Annotated in this window: 25 protein-coding genes; 7 read left to right on the top strand and 18 right to left on the bottom strand. The window is 68.0% G+C overall.

The features are described 5' to 3' along the window. Positions 1-3: 3 nt before the first annotated feature. Positions 4-885: an SGNH/GDSL hydrolase family protein gene (locus EV645_RS17655; RefSeq protein WP_277877062.1), complete on the bottom strand. Its 882-nt coding sequence runs from the start codon at positions 883-885 to the stop codon at positions 4-6. 159 nt (positions 886-1044) lie between these two features. On the opposite strand from EV645_RS17655, the gene EV645_RS17650 reads away from it, so the two are divergent. After that, a complete protein-coding gene (locus EV645_RS17650) occupies positions 1045-2217 on the top strand; it encodes a Gfo/Idh/MocA family protein (RefSeq protein WP_130444978.1) in 1173 nt (390 codons plus the stop codon). Positions 2218-2379: 162 nt separating this feature from the next. After that, positions 2380-3180, top strand: a complete 801-nt coding sequence (locus EV645_RS17645) for an SAM hydroxide adenosyltransferase (protein ID WP_130444977.1) — start codon at positions 2380-2382, stop codon at positions 3178-3180. A gap of 13 nt (positions 3181-3193) precedes the next feature. Here the strand turns inward: EV645_RS17645 and EV645_RS17640 are convergent, their stop codons facing one another. The 3 genes from EV645_RS17640 to EV645_RS17630 form a co-directional block, all read right to left on the bottom strand. Continuing rightward, positions 3194-3778 carry an acyl-CoA-like ligand-binding transcription factor gene (locus EV645_RS17640; RefSeq protein WP_130444976.1) on the bottom strand — a complete coding sequence of 195 codons (585 nt, stop codon included), beginning with the start codon at positions 3776-3778 and terminating at the stop codon, positions 3194-3196. Continuing rightward, positions 3775-5283, bottom strand: a complete 1509-nt coding sequence (locus EV645_RS17635; protein ID WP_198681663.1) for a DHA2 family efflux MFS transporter permease subunit — start codon at positions 5281-5283, stop codon at positions 3775-3777. The genes EV645_RS17640 and EV645_RS17635 overlap by 4 nt, the downstream gene beginning before the upstream one ends. Before the next feature lie 61 nt (positions 5284-5344). Continuing rightward, positions 5345-6046 carry a TetR/AcrR family transcriptional regulator gene (locus EV645_RS17630; RefSeq protein WP_130444975.1) on the bottom strand — a complete coding sequence of 234 codons (702 nt, stop codon included), beginning with the start codon at positions 6044-6046 and terminating at the stop codon, positions 5345-5347. Positions 6047-6120: 74 nt separating this feature from the next. Between EV645_RS17630 and EV645_RS17625 the strand changes: the two genes are divergently transcribed. Next, on the top strand, positions 6121-6957 hold the full coding sequence (locus EV645_RS17625) for an alpha/beta fold hydrolase (protein WP_130444974.1): 837 nt from the start codon (positions 6121-6123) through the stop codon (positions 6955-6957). On the opposite strand, the gene EV645_RS17620 is transcribed toward EV645_RS17625, so the two are convergent. The 3 genes from EV645_RS17620 to murI form a co-directional block, all read right to left on the bottom strand. After that, positions 6937-7782 carry an alpha/beta fold hydrolase gene (locus tag EV645_RS17620; RefSeq protein ID WP_130444973.1) on the bottom strand — a complete coding sequence of 282 codons (846 nt, stop codon included), beginning with the start codon at positions 7780-7782 and terminating at the stop codon, positions 6937-6939. The genes EV645_RS17625 and EV645_RS17620 overlap by 21 nt on opposite strands. Beyond that, entirely contained in the window at positions 7763-8509 is a 747-nt protein-coding gene (locus EV645_RS17615; RefSeq protein ID WP_130444972.1) for an MBL fold metallo-hydrolase, read from the bottom strand. The genes EV645_RS17620 and EV645_RS17615 overlap by 20 nt, the downstream gene beginning before the upstream one ends. A 127-nt stretch (positions 8510-8636) precedes the next feature. Further along, entirely contained in the window at positions 8637-9440 is an 804-nt protein-coding gene (gene murI, locus EV645_RS17610) for a glutamate racemase (RefSeq protein WP_130444971.1), read from the bottom strand. A 231-nt stretch (positions 9441-9671) separates the two neighbouring features. On the opposite strand from murI, the gene EV645_RS17605 reads away from it, so the two are divergent. Next, positions 9672-9965 carry a hypothetical protein gene (locus EV645_RS17605; protein WP_242000480.1) on the top strand — a complete coding sequence of 98 codons (294 nt, stop codon included), beginning with the start codon at positions 9672-9674 and terminating at the stop codon, positions 9963-9965. Positions 9966-10039: 74 nt separating this feature from the next. On the opposite strand, the gene EV645_RS17600 is transcribed toward EV645_RS17605, so the two are convergent. The 7 genes from EV645_RS17600 to clpS form a co-directional block, all read right to left on the bottom strand. Beyond that, complete coding sequence (locus EV645_RS17600) at positions 10040-10987, bottom strand: PLP-dependent cysteine synthase family protein (protein WP_130444969.1); 948 nt, start codon at positions 10985-10987, stop codon at positions 10040-10042. A gap of 2 nt (positions 10988-10989) precedes the next feature. After that, entirely contained in the window at positions 10990-11283 is a 294-nt protein-coding gene (locus EV645_RS17595) for a MoaD/ThiS family protein (RefSeq protein ID WP_130444968.1), read from the bottom strand. A 1-nt stretch (position 11284) separates the two neighbouring features. Next, entirely contained in the window at positions 11285-11743 is a 459-nt protein-coding gene (locus EV645_RS17590) for a M67 family metallopeptidase (protein WP_130444967.1), read from the bottom strand. Positions 11744-11814: 71 nt separating this feature from the next. Continuing rightward, the gene (locus tag EV645_RS17585; protein WP_130444966.1) at positions 11815-12792 is read right to left on the bottom strand and encodes an aldo/keto reductase; all 978 of its coding nucleotides are present in this window, start codon (positions 12790-12792) and stop codon (positions 11815-11817) included. Between the two features lie 10 nt (positions 12793-12802). Next, positions 12803-15844, bottom strand: a complete 3042-nt coding sequence (gene ileS / locus EV645_RS17580; RefSeq protein ID WP_130444965.1) for an isoleucine--tRNA ligase — start codon at positions 15842-15844, stop codon at positions 12803-12805. Between the two features lie 61 nt (positions 15845-15905). After that, positions 15906-16457, bottom strand: coding sequence for a DUF2017 domain-containing protein (locus EV645_RS17575; RefSeq protein WP_130444964.1), 552 nt, complete (start codon positions 16455-16457; stop codon positions 15906-15908). Then, positions 16454-16741, bottom strand: a complete 288-nt coding sequence (gene clpS / locus EV645_RS17570) for an ATP-dependent Clp protease adapter ClpS (protein WP_130444963.1) — start codon at positions 16739-16741, stop codon at positions 16454-16456. The genes EV645_RS17575 and clpS overlap by 4 nt, the downstream gene beginning before the upstream one ends. A gap of 106 nt (positions 16742-16847) precedes the next feature. Here clpS and EV645_RS17565 point away from each other — a divergent pair, with 106 nt between their 5' ends. Then, complete coding sequence (locus EV645_RS17565) at positions 16848-18137, top strand: nicotinate phosphoribosyltransferase (protein WP_198681742.1); 1290 nt, start codon at positions 16848-16850, stop codon at positions 18135-18137. Then, complete coding sequence (locus tag EV645_RS17560) at positions 18134-18598, top strand: MarR family winged helix-turn-helix transcriptional regulator (RefSeq protein ID WP_130444961.1); 465 nt, start codon at positions 18134-18136, stop codon at positions 18596-18598. Before EV645_RS17565 ends, EV645_RS17560 begins: the two co-directional genes overlap by 4 nt. A 9-nt stretch (positions 18599-18607) precedes the next feature. Here the strand turns inward: EV645_RS17560 and EV645_RS17555 are convergent, their stop codons facing one another. The 3 genes from EV645_RS17555 to EV645_RS17545 all read right to left on the bottom strand — a co-directional run bounded on the left by EV645_RS17555 (position 18608) and on the right by EV645_RS17545 (position 20805). After that, complete coding sequence (locus EV645_RS17555; RefSeq protein ID WP_130444960.1) at positions 18608-19144, bottom strand: hypothetical protein; 537 nt, start codon at positions 19142-19144, stop codon at positions 18608-18610. Positions 19145-19408: 264 nt separating this feature from the next. Further along, entirely contained in the window at positions 19409-20218 is an 810-nt protein-coding gene (locus EV645_RS17550; RefSeq protein WP_130444959.1) for an ABC transporter permease, read from the bottom strand. Further along, positions 20218-20805: an ABC transporter permease gene (locus tag EV645_RS17545; RefSeq protein ID WP_242000479.1), complete on the bottom strand. Its 588-nt coding sequence runs from the start codon at positions 20803-20805 to the stop codon at positions 20218-20220. The genes EV645_RS17550 and EV645_RS17545 overlap by 1 nt, the downstream gene beginning before the upstream one ends. Positions 20806-20822: 17 nt before the next feature. Between EV645_RS17545 and EV645_RS17540 the strand changes: the two genes are divergently transcribed. Next, a complete protein-coding gene (locus EV645_RS17540) occupies positions 20823-21035 on the top strand; it encodes a hypothetical protein (protein WP_130444957.1) in 213 nt (70 codons plus the stop codon). On the opposite strand, the gene EV645_RS17535 is transcribed toward EV645_RS17540, so the two are convergent. Next, positions 21025-22260: a D-arabinono-1,4-lactone oxidase gene (locus EV645_RS17535; protein ID WP_130444956.1), complete on the bottom strand. Its 1236-nt coding sequence runs from the start codon at positions 22258-22260 to the stop codon at positions 21025-21027. The two genes, EV645_RS17540 and EV645_RS17535, sit on opposite strands and share 11 nt — an antisense overlap. Positions 22261-22288 lie beyond the last annotated feature (28 nt).

The raw sequence follows: 22288 nt of genomic DNA, 5'->3' as shown, positions 1-22288 counted from the left end.
ACCCTATGCCTCCAGACGCTGGACCTCCGCATTGGACGAAGGCGGGAGGGCGACGGACGACGGCAGGTCAATGGACGACGGCGGGAGGACAAGCGACGGCCGGCTGAGCGGCCGGACCTGCGTGACTGCCATCCTGGCCGCCCACGGCAGCAGGTCGTTGGCCCTGCGCCCGACCCACGGCACGCCTTCGCGTACCAGCCACATCGCGTCCGCCCAGCGACTCGGCGGCCGGTATGCACAGTCCAGATCCGGCCGTACGTCGATCGGCAACCCGCGGATCGCCAACTCGTCGGCGAACGCACGGGCGAGCTTGCGGTGTCCCCGCTCCCCCGGATGCAACCGGTCGATGCTCCAGAAGTCCCGCCGGTACACCTCGGGATAATCGGCCATGTCCAGCCGGATCCCGCCGTACCGCGCGTGCAGATCGTCGAACACGATGTTGACCTGCTCGATCCGGTGCCACAGCGGTCGCCGCAGCCATTTCGGCAGGCCGAACACCTTGCCGTGGTCGTGGAACCGGACCGTCAGCAGCAGCGCGCCGCGGGCGGTCAGTTCGTCCGCGATCTGCTGCAGATGATCCCGGATCCGGCCGGCGTCGAAGGTGGACCGCAAGGTGTCGTTCACCCCGACGATCAACGAGGCGATGTCGATCGGATCATCGCCGGTTTCGGGTAGTTGCTCGGTCGCGACGATCGGCACGGTGGCGCCGCTGGTCGCGAAGTTGGAGAACGTCACACGGTGGGAGCTGGCCAGGGAGTCGGCGAGCAGCGAGGCCCAGCCCCGCCACCCCTCGCCCGGGCGCGCACCGGCACCGGACAGGTCGGTTGTACTGCTGCCGTTCATCGGGTCCCCGACACCTACGGTGGTCGAGTCCCCCAGTGCCACGTAGTGGAGGCTCACATTCCGCCATGGTGGGCGCACAGAGCGAGACCGTGATGTTCGGCGGATGACGAGTGGGGCAACGTCATGGCAAAGGCAGATGATTGAAGATCGGAACTGCTCGGAGTTAGGCTTCTGGAAACAACTATGTGCAGGAGTGCTGGTATGAGTGATCTTCGGTTTGGCGTGGTGGGTCTCGGGTCCCGGAGTCGGATCGCAAACTACGCGCACCGGCCCGGCGAAGGGTCGGAGGTTGTGGCCGTCGCCGACCCGTCCGCACCCCAGCGGGACGCGACGCTCGAGTTGTACCCGCAGGCAACGGGGTACGCCGACCACACCGAGCTGCTGGACGGCAAGCTCGACGGCGTCTTCCTGACGACGCCGGACGACCTGCACGAGGGGCCGGCGATCGACTTCCTCCGGGCCGGGGTCAACGTCTTCGTGGAGAAGCCGCTGGCGATCACCACCGAAGGGTGCGATCGCGTGCTGCAGGCGGCCTACGACTCCGGCGCACGGCTGTACGTCGGCCACAACATGCGCCACATGTCCGTCGTACTGACGATGCGCAAGCTGATCCAGGACGGCGCGATCGGCGACGTGAAGGCGATCTGGTGCCGGCACTTCGTCGGCCACGGCGGTGACTTCTACTTCAAGGACTGGCACGCGGACCGTCGGCGGACCACCGGACTGCTGCTGCAGAAGGGTGCCCACGACATCGACGTGATGCACTGGCTGGCCGGCGGCTACACGACCCGGGTGAACGCGATGGGTGCGCTCACCCTGTACGGCGGGATCGAGGACCGGCAGGATCGCTCGGACCAGCGGTTCAAGGAGTTCGTCAGCGAGAAGAACTGGCCGCCGCTGGAGCAGAAGGGCCTGGCTCCGGTGATGGACGTCGAGGACATCTCGCAGGTGAACCTGCTGCTCGACAACGGCGTGATGATGAACTACGAGCAGTGCCACTACACGCCGGACTACTGGCGCAACTACACCGTGATCGGCACGCACGGCCGGCTGGAGAACTTCGGCGACACCGCGGGCGGCGTGGTGAAGGTCTGGAACAGCCGTCGCTCCGGGTATCGCGAGGACGCCGACCAGGTCGTCGAGATCTCCGGCGAGACCGACCACCACGGCGGCGCCGACCCGCACCTGGTCGCCGAGTTCGTGAACTTCGTCCGCGACGGCGGCGCGACGCTCACCTCCCCGGTCGCCGCCCGCGCCGCGGTGGCCGCCGGCTACGCCGCGACCCAGTCACTCCGCGCGAACGGAGTACCGCAGGACATCCCGCCGCTCGACCCGACCCTGGTCAGCTATTTCGACAATGGCCAGGTTCGCTGAGTGCTACGATCCTCGACGTGACCTGGTACGCCGCTATGCGAATGCTGAGCCCTCGATGCGGGTGACTTCAGCGGCGTAGGCACGTGTGCTTGCAGCGAGAGGCCCCCGATGTCGGGGGCCTCTTTCGTTTCCCAGACAAGCTGCAACCACCAGGAGCCTGCTATGTACCCGATCACCTACATCACCGACTGTCACGACGGTAACGCCCGCGCCAGACTCAGCACCCGGATCGGCGCCCTGTTCGGCCAGTCGCCGACCATCGTCGCCGCCGACGGACCCGATCCGGAGTCGTTCGCCGCGCTGACCCTGCTCGACTGCCTGCTTGCCACTGAGTCCCTTGGCGAGGACGGCCACCCGACCATCACCCTGCTCAACATCGCGCCCCGCGACGGCGTCTGGCCGAACGGCGTACCGTTCTGCTTCTTCTGGTACGGCAAGCACCTGATAGCGAGCACCTTCAACGCCCGCGCCCTCTCCTTGGTACGCCGGGAGCTCGGCATCAGCCACGTCTACGTGACCGATATCCGCGAAGCAGTGACCGCGGCCGGATTCGCGGCGGACGAGATCGACAAGATCGCCGGCACGCAGTTCCGCAGCCTGTGGTACCTGCCGTTGCTGGCGAAATGGGTCGCCGACGATCGCGCCGTACCCGCCGTCGAGACCGTCATCCCCGAAACCCTCGACGCGGACCCGGTCGTTGCCGTCGTCGACAACTTCGGCAACTGCAAACTCGACCGCGATCTCGGCCTCACCCCGGGCGATGTCGTGACTGTTGCCCAGGGCAAGGACGTGACCTGCTACCCGCACCTGACCGCCGTCCCGCGGAACACGCCCGGCATCATCCAGGGCAGCTCAGGCAGCGGGTTCACCGAGCTGGTGATCCGCGGTGGCTCCGCGGCCGCCGCCTTCGGTCTGCGGCCGGGCGATCCGTTGTCCGTGCAGGTGGCCGAGAAGGTGGCCTGACTACAGTGCCCTACTACGGAGCGAGCCGGAGCCCGCCCAGCTGGTCGAAGGCGCGGTCCATCGTCTCGAGGTACTTCGGGAGCGGACCGTCGACCTCCAGCTGCCGGTACGTCGCCATCACGACGCCGACGACCGCTCCGGCCCAGGCCCGTACGGCGATGTCGTCCGGGGCCCGGCCGGTGCGTTCGGCTGCCAGAGAGGCGAGCAGGTCGATGCCTTCGTAGAGCTGGTCGAGCATCCGGACCCGCAGCTCGGGAGCGTTCATCACCAGCTCCTGGCGTTGGGACTCGAGCGCCCACTCGTCCTCGGTCAGGGTGTCGAGGCTCTGCCTGATCGCAGCGCGAAGGGCATCGGTCGGGCTCATCTCGGCAGGCTGGCTGCGGAACAGCTCGATCATCACCGGGTCGAGCCGATCGAGGACGATCGTGTCCTCCTTGGTCGGGAAGTACCGGAAGAACGTCGCCGGCGAGATCTCGGCCGCGGCGGCGATCTCCTGGACGGTCGTCTCGGCGTACCCCTGGTCCCGGAACAACCGCAGCGCATGCTCCTGGATCGCCGCCCTGGTCTTGGCCTTCTTCCGTTCCCGCAGCCCGCTCATGCTCCGATTGTGACAACTTCCCGGTCGGCAACCGCGGTACGGCGTGGCAGAAAGGCCAGCGCGAGCACGATCGAGGCCACCGCGAGCCCACTGCACACCCACAGCGTCACGTCCATGCCGTTGACGAACGCCGCCTGCGCCGAGCGCGTCAGGCCGGGCGAGCCGATCGCGATCGCAGCCGACGCGCTGTCGCGGGCCACATCCGCAGCCGCGGGCGGCAGTCCGCTGACATCCAAGTGACTCCGGTACGCCGCGTTGAGCACCGTCCCGAGGATCGCCACCCCGAGCGTGCCGCCGACCTGCCGTGACGCCTGGATCAGCGCGGACCCGGACCCACTCCGCTCGATCGGCAGTGCCGCCAGCGCCAACCCGTTCATCGGCGGCAGCGTGAACCCGATGCTCACCCCGACCAGACTCACCCAGATCGCCGTGAACCCGTAGCCGTCGCCGGCCTTCGTGAACGCCCCGATCACCAACCCGGCCAGCATCAACGAGAACCCGATCACCACGGTCACTCGCGCTCCGGCCCGCTCGAGCAGCCGCTCGGCCACCTTCGCGCCGATCAGCATCCCGCCGATGATCGGCAGCAACCGCAGCCCGGCCTGGAATGCGTCGGCGCCCTGCACAGCCTGGAACAACTGCGGCAGCACGAACAGCAACCCCACCAAGGCGAACGACGCCAGCGTCGCAAGCACGGTCCCCCACGTGAACCCCGCCGACCGGAACAGCTTCAGGTCGACCAACGGATCCGCCGTACGCCGGGCCCACGCCCAGAACGCGGTCAGCAAGACCACGCCGCCCGCGATCCCACCGAGCGCCCACGCCGAGCCCCACCCGTGCTCTCCCGCCGCGATGAACCCGTACGTCAACGCAACCAGCCCGGCCGCGGTGAGCAGAATCCCAGGTACGTCGATCCGCCGCGACCGGTGTCCGGCCATCGTCGGGATCAACAGCGCCACTGCAACTAGTCCGATTGCAACTAGTGGCAGGTTGATCAGGAAGATCGAGCCCCAGCGGTAGTGGTCGAGCAGCCAGCCGCCGAGCAGCGGACCCAGCGGGATGCCGATCGAGTTCGCCATCAGCCAGATCGTCATCGCCCGCTGCCGTTCCTCCGGCGCGAACAGCAGGTTGAGCAACGACATCGACAGCGGGATCAGGAACGCCGACCCGACCCCGAGCGCCGCCCGGGCCGCGATCAACTGGCCAGGCGAGTTCGCGAACGCGCACGCCGCCGAAGCCAGCCCGAAGACCACGAGCGCCCCGAGCATCAGCCGCTTCGGCCCGAACCGGTCGCCGAGCAGCCCGGCCGGGAGCAGCAGCGAGGCGAGCACCAGCGTGTACGCGTTAGCGAACCACTGGAGCTGACTGGTCGACGCCTTCAGATCGGTGGCCAGCGTCGGCAGCGCGACGTTCAGCACGGTCAGGTCCAGCCCGATCACGATCAGGCTGATGGACATCGCACCCAGCGCCCACCACCGGCGCGGGTCGAGGGTCGTTGCGGTCATGACAGAACACCTTTCTGAGATCAGCTCTAATTTGAGAGTAGATCTCAGAATTGCGAAATGGCTAGTCCCGCTCAGCCGCCAGTCCGGTCAGCACATGCTCGAGACTCCGCGCGAACAGCCGGTCGAACCGGTCGGCCGCGTGCGGCGTCCCGGCCTCGACCATCATCCGGCTCAGGTGGGGGTAGTCGCCGCTCCCTATGACCTGTTCGGCGTACTGCTGCGACTGCTTGGTCAGCCAGTCCGTCATCGTCGAGCCCGCCTCGCGCTCGGTCAGCTCTTCCAGCGCATGACCGCGCACGAAGGTCAGCAAGGTCGCCGCCTGCGCCAGCACCTCGTCGGCATCCAGCCCCGGTACGTCGACCGCGGCGTACGTCGCCTCGAGCCAGGCCAGCGTGTTAGGGCCGAGGACGGGCCTGGTCGCAGGCAGGCGGACGAGCCAGGGATGACGCAGCATCATGGCGCGCTGTGCATGGGCGACCGCCGCCAGGTCGACGCGCCAATCGCCCGTCGGCACCGGCGGCCGGCCGTCGCCCATCGCCCGGTCGACCATCAGGTCGAAGAGCTCGTCCTTGCCGTCGACGTAGCGGTAGAGCGAGGTCGTGCCGGTGCCGAGCTCGGTCGCAACGCGCCGCATCGACACCGCCGCGAGTCCTTCGGCATCCGCGACCCGGACGGCGGCTGCGGCGATCTCCTCGCGACTGTGCGCCGGCCGCGGCCCGCGGGCGGCTCGCTCCGGGCGGAGCCAGATCGGTGGTCGGTCCATGGCGGGAGTTTACTGCGCACGCTGTTCGCAGTACTGTTACTGCGTACAGTGTGCCCGGGTTTTTGGGAGGACAGATGTATCGCAAGGGATCTGTGGTGTCGGCCGATGGCACGACGATCGGCTTTCGTCAGTTCGGAAGTGGGCCGGGGGTGGTCCTGCTGCACGGCTCGATGCTCGCCGCGCAGGACTTCATGAAGCTGGCCGAGGCGCTGGCGGATGACTTCACCGTCACCGTGCCGGACCGCCGGGGACGCGGTCTGAGCGGAGCGCACGGCGCCGACTACGGGATCGAGCGTGAGGTCGAGGACCTGCAGGCGCTCCTCAAGGAAACCGGCGCGTCGCGGGTCTTCGGACTGAGCTCAGGTGCGCTGATCGGCCTTCGTACGGCGCGCGTGACGCCGGCGATCGAGAAGCTCGCGCTCTACGAGCCGCCGCTGTCCATCCACGACTCGGTCCCCGTCGAGTGGTTGCCGCGGTACCGCCGCGAGCTCGCCGACGGCAAGGTCGCGGCGGCGCTGGTGAGCGTGCTCAAGGGTCTCGAAGCGGATCGCGTGTTCCGCACAGTCCCGCGGTTCATCCTCGTCCCGCCGATGAACCTCGCGCTCCGGTTCCAGCGCAAGGCAGTCGGCGACAACGTGCCGATCCCGGACCTCGTCCCGACCATGTCCGCAGACATGCAGCTCGTCGGGCAACTCGCGGACACCATCGACGACTACGCGACGATCGACGCGGACGTCCTCCTGCTCGGCGGATCGCGCAGTCCGGCGTACTTCGAGCGCTCGCTGGAGGCACTGACCGGCGTACTGCCCCGCTCGAAGCGGATCACGATCCCCAAGCTGGACCACTCCGGCCCCACGGACGACGGCGGCCCGGCCGAGGTCGCTCAGTCGCTACGCGCCTTCTTCGCCTGACACGACGCGCCGCAGCACACTCCGAAACAGGTCCGGCTGCTCCAGCCAGGGCGAATGCCCGGCGGACGGGATCAGCTCGAACGTGTGATGCGGGACGTGCGCAGCCAGGTCCTGCACGGTGGACACCGGCCGCGGATCGCCGTCGCCGTGGATGAACGTGACCGGGCACTCGAGACCGGCGGCCAGACCCGGGAGGAATTCGTCCGGCCAACTCCGGATGTCCACCATGAGCGCCCTGTTGGCAGCGAAGTTGATCGGGAGATCCACCGAGGCGCTCCGGTAGGCCCACTCCATCGCGCGGTCCTGGTCGGCATGGTCGGTGAACCACGACAGCATCCGGAACTCGGTCTCCTCGGCCGGACTGCGTTGGCGGCCGGAGAGCTCGTCGAGCTGCGCGATCTGCTCCGCGGTCATCCGGCGCAGCTGCTCCGCGCGGGACGGCGTACTCCAATCGCCGATGCCGACGCCGCCGAGGTAGATCAGACCCGCTGTCTGATCGCCGTACGTCCCGGCGTACAGCAGGGCGAGCGTCGCGCCGAAGGAGTGGCCGAGGACAACGATCCGCTCATGGCCGAAGTACGCGCGGAGCTCGTCGATGTCCTGCGCGTGCCGGGCCATGGTCTGAAGCTCGGACGGATCGGACCGGCCGCAGCCGCGCTGGTCGAAGCGATGGACGACGGTGAGGTCGTCGATCATCTCCGCGAGCACGGCATAGTCGTCCCAGAGACCCGGCCCGCCGTGCAGGATCACAACAGCCGGTCTGGACGTGGCCGTGCCGGTGGTTGCGGTCCACAACCGCACGCCGTCAGATGTCGAAAACGGCATGAGGCGTGGCGATCTCGACCGGACCGGAGAAGGTGCGGCGGGCGTTCTCGGCCTGGGTGACGCGGTCGTACCAGGGTGGGACGTGGGTGATCACGAGCCGCTTCACGCCGGCCTTCTTCGCATGCTCGCCAGCATCCGCCGGTGTCAGGTGCAGGTCAATCGGATTGTGCGGGTCGTTGTCCGGGAGCGCCGCTTCGGAGAGCAGCACGTCGGCGCCGCGGGCGAGATCGATCAACGCGTCGTTCGGCCCGGTGTCGCCGGTGTAGACGAGCGACCTGTTGCCGTGCTCAACGCGGATCGCGTACGCCGGCACCGGATGCACCATCGGCGCGGTCCTGATCGTGAACGGCCCGACGGTCTGGACTTCCTGCCAGGCGTAGAAGTCCAGCTGCTCCTCCATCCCCGGATCGAGCGGCAGGTCGTAGGCGAGCGCCATCCGCTGCGCAGTCCCGGGTGGGCCGAAGACGGGGATCCGCGGGATCGGCGCGCCCGGCGCGTACTTCGCCGCGACGTACAGACCGCACAGATCCATGCAGTGGTCAGGATGCAGATGGGACAGGCCGATCGCCCCGATCTCCGGCACGGCGAGGTGCCGCTGGAGCGAGCCGAGCGCACCGCTGCCGAGATCCAGGATCAGGTTGAACCCGTCGGCAGTGACCAGATAGCTCGAGGCGGCCGAGTCCGGCCCGGGCACGGACCCGGAGCAACCGATCACGGTGAGCTTCATACTTGGAACACTACCGGCGAGTTCCGACGTTTGCAGGCAAGGCCGACGCGTCGATCCGCCTGCCACACAGGCGTTCCGCGGTCGACCGATGCCGGAGACAACATCCGGGTGCGACCCAGGTCACACTTCAGCGGACCCAGGCGAACTGGTCGACGCTCGACAGGACCGGTCCGAGGAAGCGCGAGCCGATCGCCGCGAACTCGTCCGGGCTGCCGGTCGTGACGAAGCGGTGTTGCGGAGCCGGCAGGTTGTCCGGGCGGAGCAGGCCCGTTTTCGTGAGCATGCTGTACACGTCCTTGGCGCATTCGTCGGCGCTGCTGACCAGGGTGACGTTGTCACCCATCACGTACGAGATCACGCCGGTGAGCAGCGGGTAGTGAGTGCAGCCGAGGATCAGCGTGTCGACGCCGGCCTCCACCATCGGGTCGAGGTACTCGTGCGCGGCCTCGATCAGCTCGGGCCCGGACGTCACGCCTGCCTCGACGAACGGCACGAACTTCGGGCACGCCTGCGTGAACAGCTCGATCTGCGGCGCCGCGGCGAAACCGTCTTCATACGCAAGCGATTGAGCTGTTGCCCTGGTGCAGATCACGCCCACACGCTGATTGCGCGTCGCGGCAACCGCTCGCCGGGCCGCAGGCAGGATCACCTCGACGACCGGTACGTCGTACCGCTCGCGGGCGTCGCGCAGCATCGCGGCGCTGGCGGAGTTGCAGGCGATCACGAGCATCTTCACGCCGGCCTCGACCAGGTGATCGAGACACTCGAGCGCGTACTCACGCACCTCGGCGATCGGCTTCGGACCGTAGGGCTGGCGGGCGGTGTCGCCGAGATACAGGATCGGTTCGTGCGGCAACTGATCGAGAACCGCGCGGGCGACGGTGAGTCCCCCGAAGCCTGAATCGAAGATCCCCACCGGTGCGTCTGCCACGGGTGAAAGCTTATACAGGTCCGCGGACGGGCAGACCCGAAGGGAGCCTTACCTAACCTCACCAGGAGACACGCCGAGGTTATCCACATCTTTACGTTATGGAATTGCCTTTTCGCGTGATGCACGCCACTCTGGAGCGATGTTTGTTCGACCGCCCCTCGTGATGCCATGAACTTGGCGCACCACTTCGCGGTGGTACTGGGCACCGCACCAACTCCACAGCCTGACCACGTGACCGCTGCAGGACAGGCGGCCAGTCAGGCCACGGATTCGAACACGGGCACTGCCGCAGACGTGCTGACGGCCATCGGGCCGACCGGCATGCTGGTGCTGCTCCTGATGGCAGCGTTCGCGCTGTACGTCGTCTCACTGTCCCTGCACCCGAACGCGAAATGCGGCCGATGCAAAGGTGCCGGCCGGCACCACGGCAGCATCTTCAGCTACGCCCAACGCCCCTGCAGCAGCTGCAAGGGCCGCGGGATCCAGCCCCGGCTGGGCCGCAAGCTCTTCTTCAAACAACAGTAGGTAGGTGCCAAAGGCAACAAAAGGCACGGACCGGCCCTCCGCCCGCCGGCCCGGCCCCACCGTTCACCCCTGCGTCAGGCCCAGAGCTGGCCCTCGAGGCGATCCTCGGCCTCGTCGATCGTGCCTTCGTAGGCGCCGGTGGACAGGTACTTCCAGCCGCCGTCCGCGACCACGAACGCGATGTCCGCGGTCTCGCCGTCACGCACGCACCTGGCCGCCTGGCCGAGGGCGGCGTGCAGGATCGCGCCCGTCGAGATGCCCGCGAAGATACCTTCGTTGTCGAGCAGCTCGCGGACCCGGCGGACGGCGTCGCGCGGGCCGACCGAGAAACGGGCGTCGATCAGCGTCTCGTCGTACAGCTCGGGGACGAAACCCTCGTCGAGGTTGCGCAGGCCGTAGACGAGTTCGCCGTACCGCGGCTCGGCGGCGACGATCTTCACCTCGGGCTTGTGCTCGCGGAAGAACCGGCCGGCGCCCATCAGCGTGCCGGTCGTGCCGAGGCCGGCGACGAAGTGCGTCACCGACGGGAGGTCGTCGAAGATCTCGCGCGCGGTGCCGTCGTAGTGGGCAAGAGCGTTCGACGGGTTGCCGTACTGGTACAGCATCACCCAGTCCGGGTGGTCCTCCGCGACCTGCTTCGCCACCCGCACGGCCTCGTTGGAACCGCCCGCGGCCGGGGACGAGATGATCTCGGCGCCCCACATCCGCAGGATCTGGCGGCGCTCCTCGGAGGTGTTCTCCGGCATCACGCAGACCATCCGGTAGCCGCGCAGCTTGGCGGCCATCGCCAGCGAGATCCCGGTGTTGCCCGACGTCGGCTCGAGGATCGTGTTGCCCGGGCGGAGCCGGCCGTCCTTCTCCGCGTCCAGCAGCATCCGCAGCGCGGCCCGGTCCTTGATCGAGCCGGTCGGGTTGTGGTCCTCGAGCTTGGCCCACAGGCGCACATCACCCGACGGCGACAGCTTCGGGAGACCGACCAGCGGGGTGCCGCCGACCGAGTCGAGCAGGCTGTCGAAGCGCATCGTCAGACCGTGCTCTTGGAGCCGCCGGCCACCGCCGGAAGTACGACGACGACGTCGCCGTCCTTGACCTCGGTCTTCAGGCCACCGGTGAACCGGACGTCCTCGTCGTTCACGTAGACGTTCACGAACCGGCGCAGCTCCTCCGGCTCACCCTCCACGATGCGCTCCTTGAGGCCCGGGTGGTTGCCGTTCACGTCGTCGATGAACGCGGCCAGGTCAGTACCGTCGCCGGTAACAGCCTTCGCCCCGCCGGTGTAGGTGCGCAGGATCGTCGGCACGCGCAGCTCGATCGCCATCTCAGTCTTCTCCTTCAAGGGTTTCTGTATAGGAACCAACCACGCGTACTTCTTCTTCCGTGACCTCGCCGTCGACGATCCGGTACGAGCGGAACTCGACCGGCCCGTCGTACGCCGGGGCGTCCGCGCCGTCCCGCGTCGACACCAGCACGTAGTGCGCGCCGGGCTCCTGCGCGAGGGTGATGTCGGTGCGTGACGGGTACGCCTCGGTGGCGGTGTGCGAGTGGTAGATCACCACCGGCTCCTCGTCCCGCTCGTCGAGCTCCTTGTACAGCCGGAACAGGTCCCCGGAGTCGAACTCGTAGAACGTCGGCGACATCGCCGCATTCAGCATCGGGATGAACCGGGTAGCCCGATCCGACCCCTCCGCCCCCGCAACCACTCCGCACGCCTCGTCCGGATGATCTTTCCGGGCATGCGCGACGATCGCGTCGTACGTCTCCTTCTCGATGACCAGCACGCCTCCACGGTACGGCGACCGCGTGACCGACCCCGCCAACCGCCAAGTCGGTCCACGATTTGGACAGAGCGTTACCAGCGGTCGTGGATCTGCGGCCGGATCAGCTCGTCGTAGGTGTCGCGCACGGCGGTCAGTTGGTCGTCGGTGAGCGGGGCGAGGGCGGCCGCCGAGACGTTGCCGGCTACCTGCGCGGGGTTGCGGGCGCCGGGGATGACGACCGAGACGCCGGGTTGGTCGAGGATCCAGCGAAGGGCGAACTGGGCCATGGTGGCGCCGGCGGGGAGCCAGGGCATCAGGCGGCGGACGGCTTCCAGGCCGGTCGCGAAGTCCACGCCGGAGAAGGTCTCGCCGACGTCGAAGGCCTCGCCGTGGCGGTTGTACGTGCGATGGTCGTCGGCTGAGAACGTGGTGTGCTCGTCGTACTTGCCGGACAGGAGGCCGCTGGCCAGCGGGACCCGCGCGATGATGCCGACACCGGCCGCGGCGGCCGCGGGGAGCACCTCGTCGAGCGGCTTCAGGCGGAACGCGTTCAGGATGATCTGCACCGACGCGACGTTCGGCCGCGCGATCGCGGTGAGGGCCTCCGCGCAGGTCTCGACGCTCACGCCGTACGCCGCGATGCGACCCTCGTCGACCATCGAGTCGAGCGCGTCGAACACCTCGTCGCTGGAGTACACGGGCGTCGGCGGACAGTGCAGCTGGACCAGGTCGATCGTGTCCACGCCGAGGTTCTGGCGGGAGCGGTCGTTCCACGCGCGGAAGTTCTCAAGCGTGTAGTTCTCCGGCACCTGCTCGACCCGGCGGCCCATCTTCGTCGCGACGGTCAGCCCGTCGTGCGATTTCAGCACCTGCCCGACGAGCCGCTCGCTCCGCCCATCGCCGTACACATCCGCGGTGTCGATGAACGTGACGCCGCCCTCGATCGCCGCCTGCAGTACGCCGAGCGCGTCGCTCTCGTCCACCGCGCCCCAGTCCGCGCCCAACTGCCACGCACCGAGCCCGACCACGCCCACGTCCCGACCGGTCCGTCCAAGCCTCCGCGTCTCCATGAGCGCAACCCTAAGCACTCACGCCGACCGTCAGCTCGCTGCCCTCCACAACCTCCAGCTCAGTCGCCAACGTCTCGCTCATGATCAGCTCACGATGCGTCTGTACGGCGGCCGCCGTCGACGGGTCCGCGGTAACCGTCAGCCGGACCCGATCCGTCACCTCGAACCCGGCATCACGCCGCGCCTGCTGGATCGCCCGTACGACGTCCCGCGCGACACCTTCCGCTTCCAGATCGGGCGTGACGGTGGTGTCCAGTACGACGAACCCGCCGCCCGGAAGCAGCGCGCTCGCCTCATGCCCGTCGGCGAGCGTGGTCTCCAGCGTGTACTCGCCGTCCTGCAATTCGATGCCACCAGCAACTACTAGGCCATCGGCCGAAACCGACCAGTCGCCGCTCTTCGACGCCTTGATCACCTGCTGTACGTCGCGACCGAGCCGCGGACCTGCGGCGCGCGCATTGACCGTCAACCGCTGCGATACCGGCGCATCGACCGAGTCGGCCGAGGTCAGCACGACGTCCCGAACGTTCACCTCGGCGGCGATCAACGGCACCAGCGCCTGCAGATCCGCGGACGTTGCCACGGTCAACTTGAGCAGCGGTTGCCGAGCCCGGATCCCGCTCGCCTTCCGAATCGACGACGCGACCGAACACACCTCACGGGCGCGCTCCATCCGCTCAACCAGCTCAGGATCGTCCGGGAGTTCGGCGTACGACGGCCAGTCGGTCAGATGCACCGACCGTTCACCGGTGAGCCCGCGCCAGATGTCCTCGGTCACCAGCGGGAGCAGCGGTGCCGCCGTACGGCACAAGACCTCGAGGGCGGTGTAGAGCGTGTTGATCGCGTCCTGCGAGCCGGACCAGAAGCGGTCCCTCGAGCGGCGGATGTACCAGTTGGTCAGGATCTCGGTGTAGCCCTGGACCGCGTCACAGGCGGACGCGATGTCGTAGTTGTCGAGGTGGGTCTGGACGTCGACGACCAGCGTCCGGAGGCCGGCGAGGAGGTAGCGGTCCAGGACGTGCGGCGATGTGGTCGACCAGGTGCCTTCGGTGTTGGCGGCGTTGGCGTACAGGGTGAAGAACGACCAGGCGTTCCAGAGCGGGATCAAGGTCTGGCGGACGCCGTCGCGGATGGCCTGTTCGGTGACGATCAGGTTGCCGCCGCGCAGGATCGGGCTCGACATCAGGAACCAGCGCATCGCGTCCGCGCCGTCGCGGTCGAAGACCTCGGTGACGTCCGGGTAGTTCCGCAGCGACTTGCTCATCTTCTGCCCGTCGTTGCCGAGCACGATCCCGTGACTCAGGCACGACCTGAATGCGGGCCGGTCGAACAACGCCGTCGCCAGCACGTGCATCGTGTAGAACCAGCCGCGCGTCTGGCCGATGTACTCGACGATGAAGTCGCCCGGGAAGTGCTCCTCGAACCAGTCGGTGTTCTCGAACGGGTAATGCACCTGCGCGAAACTCATCGACCCCGAGTCGAACCACACGTCCAGCACATCCGGCACCCGCCGCATCGTCGACCGCCCGGTCGGGTCGTCCGGGTTGGGCCGGGTCAGCTCGTCGACATACGGCCGATGCAGATCGCGGACCTCCACCCCGAAGTCCCGCTCCAGCTCCTCGATCGAGCCGTAGACGTCGATCCGCGGGTACGCCGGATCGTCCGACCGCCAGACCGGGATCGGCGAACCCCAGAAGCGGTTCCGGCTGATCGACCAGTCGCGCGCGTTCGACAGCCACTTGCCGAACTGCCCGTGCTTGACGTGCTCCGGCACCCAGGTGATCTGCTCGTTCAGCTCGACCATCCGGTCCCGGATCCGGGTCACCTCGACGAACCAGCTCGAGACCGCCTTGTAGATCAGCGGATTCCGGCACCGCCAGCAGTGCGGGTAGCTGTGCACGATGCTGTCCTCACGCACCAGGGCCCCGGCGGCGCGCAGGTCGCGGATGATCGGCCGGTTCGCCTCGAAGACATGCAGACCTTGGTACGGCGGAACGACCGCGGTGAAATGCGCCGCGTCATCGACGGTCAGCACCGTGGGGATCCCGACGGCGTCGCAGGCGAGCTGGTCTTCCTCGCCGTACGCCGGTGCCATGTGCACCACGCCCGTACCGTCGTCGGTGGTGACGTGGTCGGCCGCGATCACCTGAAAGGCGTTGTCGGTCCCGGCGAGGAAGTCGAACAGCGGGGTGTAGTGAAGCCCGATCAGGTCCGTGCCCTTGAAGCGCCGACGCACCTCGGTGCCCAGGCCGGCGCCGTCGGCGTACGCCGCCAGGCGCGCGTCCGCGAGGATCGTCGGACGTCCCTCGGAATCGTCGACCACGACGTAGTCGAGATCCGGCCCCACCGCCATCGCCAGATTGCTGGGCAACGTCCACGGCGTAGTCGTCCAGGCGAGCAGCCGTTCGCCCGTCTCCAGCTCGACGGCGACCGTCACCGACGGGTCCTGCCGCGGTTGGTAGACGTCGTCGTCCATCCGCAGTTCGTGGTTGGACAACGGCGTCTCGTCGTTCCAGCAGTACGGAAGGACTCGCAGCCCTTCGTACACCAGGCCCTTGTCGTAGAGCGTCTTGAACGCCCAGATCACCGACTCCATGTAGTCGGGATTCAGCGTCTTGTAGTCGTGGTCGAAGTCCACCCACCGCGCCTGCCGAGTCACGTACGAACGCCACTCGTCGGTGTACTTCAGCACCGACGCCCGGCACGCGTCGTTGAACTTCTCGATCCCCAGCTGCAGGATCTCCGCCTTCGTCTTCAGCCCGAGCACCCGCTGGGCCTCCAACTCAGCCGGCAACCCATGCGTATCCCACCCGAACCGCCGCTCCACCCGATGCCCACGCATCGTCTGGTACCGCGGCACCACATCCTTCACATACCCCGTCAGCAAATGCCCGTAATGCGGCAACCCGTTGGCAAACGGCGGCCCGTCATAAAAGACGAACTCGTCCTCACCTTTCAACGACGCCCTGAACGTCCCGTCGACGTCCCAGTACTCGAGCACCCCACGCTCGACCCCGGGAAAGTCCGGCACCCCAACCTTCGGATAGCTCACCTAGCGCATGCTACGCAGCACCCAACGGAGCCTGCGTTACTCCACCAGCGGTGTCCTTTGGTCAGCGCATGTTGTGGAGGAGGGCTGACTGTAGGTAGCCGAGCCAGTCATACAGGTCGTACGTGAGGCGGCGAGGATCTTCGTCGGGGAGTTTTTCCCAGGTGGTGTAGTCGTCCTCGTCCTTGATGTCGAGGCGCGTACCGATGGCCAGGCGCAGGTCGTTCAACGCGCGGAGCCACGAGAGCTGCTCGTCAGGCTCCAGCGCGATCTCGTCGGCGCCGGACTCCTCCAGGGCCGAGAGGACCCGTTTCGCGTCGGTCACCTTGCCCTCGCGCAGCCCGCGCTCGGTGAACCGGCGGAACTCCGACGACGCCATGTCGTCGGTCTTGTAAGCGTCCGGAAGCAGCCGCTGCAGTACGACGTCCTCCGGCGGCGACGTCGGCCCGTCCGACTCCAGCAGCGCCGCGAGCGGATCCGACGACTCGGCCGAGCGCGGGGGCAGGCCGTCGTACAGGAGCTCGACGAGGTTGCGGAGCAGGTTCGCCAGGATGTCCGCCTCGTGTTCGGCGAAACTGACGACGACGGTCTTGCGGCGCTTGCGGAACCGGGTCACGACTTCTCGCAGGTGGCCCACAGGCCGTAGGAGTGCATCGCTTCCACGTCGCGTTCCATCGCTTCCCGGTTGCCGTTCGAGACCGCGGACTTGCCTTCCTGGTGCACTTGCAGCATCAGCTTCTCCGCCTTCTGCTTGGAGTAGCCGAAGTACGTCTGGAACACGAACGTGACGTAGTCCATCAGGTTCACCGGATCGTTCCAGACGATCGTCATCCAGGGCGGGCTCAGCTGGATCGCCTCGGTGACCTCGGGGCTGTCCAACTCGCTCGGTGCGGTGCTCACCCGTCCATTCTCCCCATCATCGGTTCGAGTCTCGCAATAGGCTGCCCCTGTGACAGACACCGCGCCCCACTCGACGGCACTTCTCACGGACCACTACGAGCTGACGATGCTGCAGGCCAGCCTGGCCGACGGCACGGCGCAACGCCGCTCGGTCTTCGAGCTGTTCGCCCGCCGCCTGCCGGACGGCCGCCGGTACGGCGTGGTGGCCGGCGTGAACCGGCTGCTCGACGCGCTCGAGCGGTTCCGTTTCGACGAGCAGACGATCGCCTTCCTGGCCGATCGCGGCGTCGTGGACCAGGCTACCCGGGACTGGCTGGCCGACTACCGGTTCACCGGCGACATCTCCGGTTACGCCGACGGCGAGATCTTCTTCCCGGGCTCCCCGGTGCTGGTGGTCGAGTCCTCGTTCTCCGAGGCAGTCCTCCTGGAAACCGTTTTCCTCTCCACCTTGAACCACGACTCCGCAGTCGCCTCGGCCGCTTCGCGGATGACCTGGTGGGCCGGTGGGCGGCCGTGTATCGAGATGGGCTCACGGCGTACCCACGAAGAAGCCGCGGTCGCCTCCGCGCTGGCGGCGTACATCGCCGGCTTCACCGCGACCTCGAACCTGGAGGCGGCCCGCCGGTTCGGCATCCCGAGCACCGGTACGGCGGCGCACTCGTTCACGCTGCTCCACGACCGCGAGCGGGACGCTTTCCGATCCCAGGTCGACGCGCTCGGCAAGGGCACAACCCTGCTGGTCGACACGTACGACGTCGCCGAGGCCGTCCGGACCGCGATCGAGCTGACCGGCCCCGAACTGGGCGCGGTCCGACTGGACTCGGGCGACCTGCCCTCGCTGGCCGGTCAGGTCCGAGAGCTGCTCGACTCGCTCGGCGCGGCCAAGACCCGGATTATCGTGACAAGCGACCTGGACGAGTACCAGATCGCCGCGCTCGCCCCGGCGCCGGTCGACGGGTACGGCGTGGGTACGTCGCTGGTCACCGGGTCCGGGTACCCGACCTGCGGATTCGTGTACAAGCTGGTCGCCCGCGAGGACGAGAGCGGCACGCTGGTCCCGGTCGCGAAGAAGAGCCCGGACAAGATCTCGATCGGCGGCCGGAAGTGGGCGCTGCGGCGCCGTACGCCGGCCGGGGTCGCGGAGCTCGAGCTGATCGGGGTCGGCGAGCAGCCGGTCGACGACGGTGACGACCGGCTGCTGCTCAAGCAACTGGTCGAGGCCGGGAAGATCGTCGGCCGAACCACGCCGGAGGAGTCGCAGGCGTTCCACCAGAAGGTCCGCGACGAGCTCCCCCGCTCCGCCAGCCAGCTGAGCCGCGGCGAGCCGGCCATCCCGACCGAGTACGAAGGCGACTACGACGCCCGCAACCCGTTCCACCCCCGGAGCCACACATGAGCACTGCACCCGGCCAGGCGGGATGGTCGGCGGACGCGCCCGCTGATGAGGCGGATGTGCTGGTCGCGCTGCGGTTTGCGGAGCGGGCGGCGCGGAAGGCGGTGGCCGAAGAGCTGGCGGGCAGCGGGTTGCACACCGGGCAGGAGTTGGTGCTGGCGAAGCTGCTGCATCACGGCTCGCTTCCGGTGGCGAAACTCGCGAAGGTGCTCGACGTCGAAGTACCGACCGCGACCAAGACCACCCAGCGGATGGAGGCCGCCGGCCTGGTGCGCCGGGTGAAGAGCGCGGCCGACGCCCGCCAGGTCGGCATCGAGCTGACAGACCGCGGAGTCGAGCTCGCCCACACGGTCCAGGAGATCTACGACCGCGCCGGCCGCCGAGCGCTCGCCGCCCTCTCCCCCGAAGACCGCCGCATCATGCGCAACCTCCTCTGGACCATCACGAGCACCCTCGAGCCCTGAGGTGTACGCCTAGATCGGAATCCCGGGGAGGCTCGGCGGTGCGTTGAAGCTCCGCCGCTGCCAAACAGCGATCCCGGCGGCACCGGCGACAAAGACGGCAGCGAACAGCCAGAAGTGGTCGGCCACGTCCCACGGCAGGACCTCGGCGAGGATCAGCAGTAGAACCTCAGAGAAGAGCCCCAGGAGAAGCAGCCCGATGGCGACGACGAAGGCGGCCTCCATCTCCGGGGTCGCACGGCCGCGTCGCAGCCGCCAGCCGCAGACGAAGATCGTGACCAGGCCGCTGGATGCCAGGACCAGCGCCAGAATGTCGGGTCCGCTCCCGTTGACCGGAGCCCTCCTGGTCTCCTGGGCGGCGCCGTGGCCCGTGATCTCGGTCAGCCGGCCTCGCCAGATCGTGCCCGTCACCCGGTCGCCATCGGCGAGTTGCTCCAGGACCGGGCCGCTGTGCCCGTACCCAGTGGTCCACCTGGTGCCGGACGCGCTGGTCAGGACCGCACTGCGGTCGCCCCTCTTGGACTCCGGGACGACCCTAACGTCGGACACGGTGAACTCCTCCGTCCACCGGCATTCGGCCGCTGTGGACGGAGCCACCGGGCAGCGCGGCGCAGTCTGATAGGCGTGGAGCTCGCGGACGTTGTCCGGCGCCACCACCGTGCTGAGGTCGGCAGCGCAACCGACCAGGGCAACACCGGCCAGGAGAGCGAAAATCGTCGTGACAGTTTTGTCGAGGATCCCCACATCTCAATGACGCGGGCGACAGGCTCGGCAGTTGCTGTCCGCCGGTGTGATCCGCGCGACATCCCTCAGTCAGCGGCCGGCGCCGAGCGATTCCGCGTCGCCGGACAGTTTCTGCGCCAGCCAGACCGGGATCACCGAGATCAGGATCAGCGCCGCCGCGACGACGTTGACGATCGGCGCCTGGTTCGGCCGGAAGAGGTTGTTGAAGATCCAGATCGGCAGCGTCTGTACGTCGGCACCCGCGGTGAACGTGGTCACGACGATCTCGTCGAACGACAACGCGAACGCGAGCAACGCACCGGCCAGCAAGGCCGACCGGATCATCGGGAACGTCACCAGGCGGAACGTCGTGAACCCGGACGCACCCAGATCCGCCGAGGCCTGCTCGAGCGCGACGCCGGTACGGCGCAACCGGACGATCACGTTGTTGAACACCGTCACGATGCAGAACGTCGCATGCGCGATCACGATCGTGACGAACCCGAGCTGCCACCCGAAGATGGTCCGGAACGCGTTGTTCAGCGCGATCCCGGTGACGATGCCCGGCAGCGCGATCGGCAGGATCACCAGCAACGACACGACTTCGCGGCCGTAGAACCGGAACCGCTGCAGCGCGAAGGCGATCATCGTGCCGAGCACCAGTGCGACCACGGTCGCGGCCAGCCCGACCCGTACGCTCACCCAGAGGGCGTCCAGCGCGCCCTGACTCTCGGCCGCGCGCCGCCACCACTCGAGGGTGAAGGCCCGCGGCGGCCAGGCGAACGTCTTGTTCACGCTGAACGAGTTCACCAGCACGAGCAGCAGCGGCACATAGATCAGCGCGAGAACGAGCACGGTCAGGATCCGCAGCACGATCCGGGTAGAGCGCGACATCGTCATCAGAGGCTCTCCATCGCTCCGGTACGACGTACCGCGGCCAGGTAGACCAGCATCACGACGACCGGCACCGTCGCCACGGCGGCCGCGAACGGCAGGTTGTTGGCCGCGCCAACGTTGTCGTACACAACGTTGCCCAGCAGCTGATTGGTGCCGCCGACGATCCGCACGGCGATGTAGTCACCCAGCGTCAGGCTGAACGTGAAGATCGAGCCCGCTGCCACAGCTGGCAGGATGGTCGGCAGAACGATCCGCCGCAGCGTCTGCAGAGTCCGGCCGCCCAGGTCAGCCGATGCCTCCAGCAACGAGTTCGGAAGCCGTTCGAGGCCGGCGTAGATCGGCAGGATCATGTACGGCAACCACAGGTAGGCCAGCGTCACCACCGTCGCGGTCAGCCCGTACCCCGGCGACTTCAGGCCGACCGCCTCGAAGGCCGACGACACCAGCCCACCCTCGGAGAACATCCCGCGCCACGCGTACGCCTTCACCAGGTAGCTGGCCCACAACGGCATCAACACCGCCACCAGCAGGAACCGCCGCAACCCCGGACCCGCCACCTTCGACATGTACACAGCGATCGGAAACGCCACCACAGCGGTTCGTCGGCGTGGCCGGGGCCGATGTCCGGGTCTTCACGTTCGAGAAGGCGATCCTGCCGTGCCTGCGGGCGACCCACCGGAAGGTTGCCATCGTCAACGATCAGGGCCGGATCGTGCTCAGCAACAGCGCCCGCCACGTTGGCGGCACGCTGCTGCGGACACCGGCCCCGGCGTACCGGATCGAGGATCTCCCGCTCTCCTTGGTCGAGCTCAGCTCGTAGGCAGGAACGTGTCGAGGTACTCGTTGCGGAACTTGCCCGCTGGGTCGTACTTCGCCGCCAGCGCGATGAAGTCCTTCACCTTGGGGTACCGCTCGGCCAGCGTCGCGGCGTCGGCAGCGAAGACCTTGCCCCAGTGCGGTCGTACGTCGAGCGAGGCGAGCCCCTCCTCGATCGCAGCGACGACCGGCCGGACCGCAGCCTCGTCCTGGATCCACGTGAAGTGCAGCGCGACCGTGTCCCGGCCCTGGCTCGGGCTCAGCCACAGCTCGTCGGCCGCGATCGTCCGCACCTCGGACACCTGGATCACCGGCGCAAACTGGTTGCCCAAGGCCCGTAGTACCTCGATCGCCTCGGCCGCACGCTCCCGGGGTACGAAGTACTCCGACTGCAGCTCGTCGCCGTTGCTCGGGGTGAACTCGAGCCGGAAGTGCGGGAGCCGCTCGTTCCAAGGACCCGGTACGCCGCCCTGCTGGGTCGCGTAGTCGGCCGGCATCACCTTGATCGGGTGCCGCGGCCCATCCGCCAGGCGAGCACCCAGCCACTCCGGCGCAGGCTCGCCGAGATCACGCGACTTCCGCCAGACCATCACATCCGGGTCGACCCAGTCGGTGAACGCGCTGACGCTGTACGCGCTCCCCATCACCTCGCCGAAGTCCGACCCGAGGCGCTCGACCGGCAACCCGTCGTACACCACCTGGCTGATCTGGTACGCCGGTTGCACGTCGAGCGTCATGCTCACCGTCACGCCGAGCGCACCGAGCGAGACGACCGACCCGGCGAAGTCCTCGTCGTCACGGGTCAGCGTCACGAGCTCGCCGCGCGCATCCACGAACGTGATCGCGTTGACCGCATCGGCCAGCGGCCCGTTCCCGTCCCCCGACCCGTGCGTCCCGGTCGCACAGGCGCCGGCCACCGAGATGTGCGGCAACGATCCGAGGTTGTGCAGCGCGAGCCCCTGGGCCTGAAGCGCAGCCGTGATCTCGCCGTACCGCAAGCCGGCCGAGACCGTCACGCCACGCTCGCCGACCTCGACGGCAGCAGGCAGGTCGGCGACGCTCACCAACGTGCCGGTGCTGTCCGCGATCCGGTTGAACGAGTGCCCGGTCCCGAGCACCCGCACCTTCTCCGCCGCCGCGACCAGCTCCTGCAGTTCCTCGACGGACCGAGGCCGCTGCAGCTCACTGGCGAATCTGACGTTGCCGGCCCAGTTAGTCACACCGCTCATGGCGTCAGCCTCGCACATGCGGGACACT

The sequence above is a fragment of the Kribbella rubisoli genome (assembly GCF_004217145.1).
GTDB lineage: Bacteria > Actinomycetota > Actinomycetes > Propionibacteriales > Kribbellaceae > Kribbella > Kribbella rubisoli.
The sequence above is the reverse complement of the archived record's forward strand: the minus strand, read 5'-3'. Positions and strand labels throughout refer to the sequence as shown.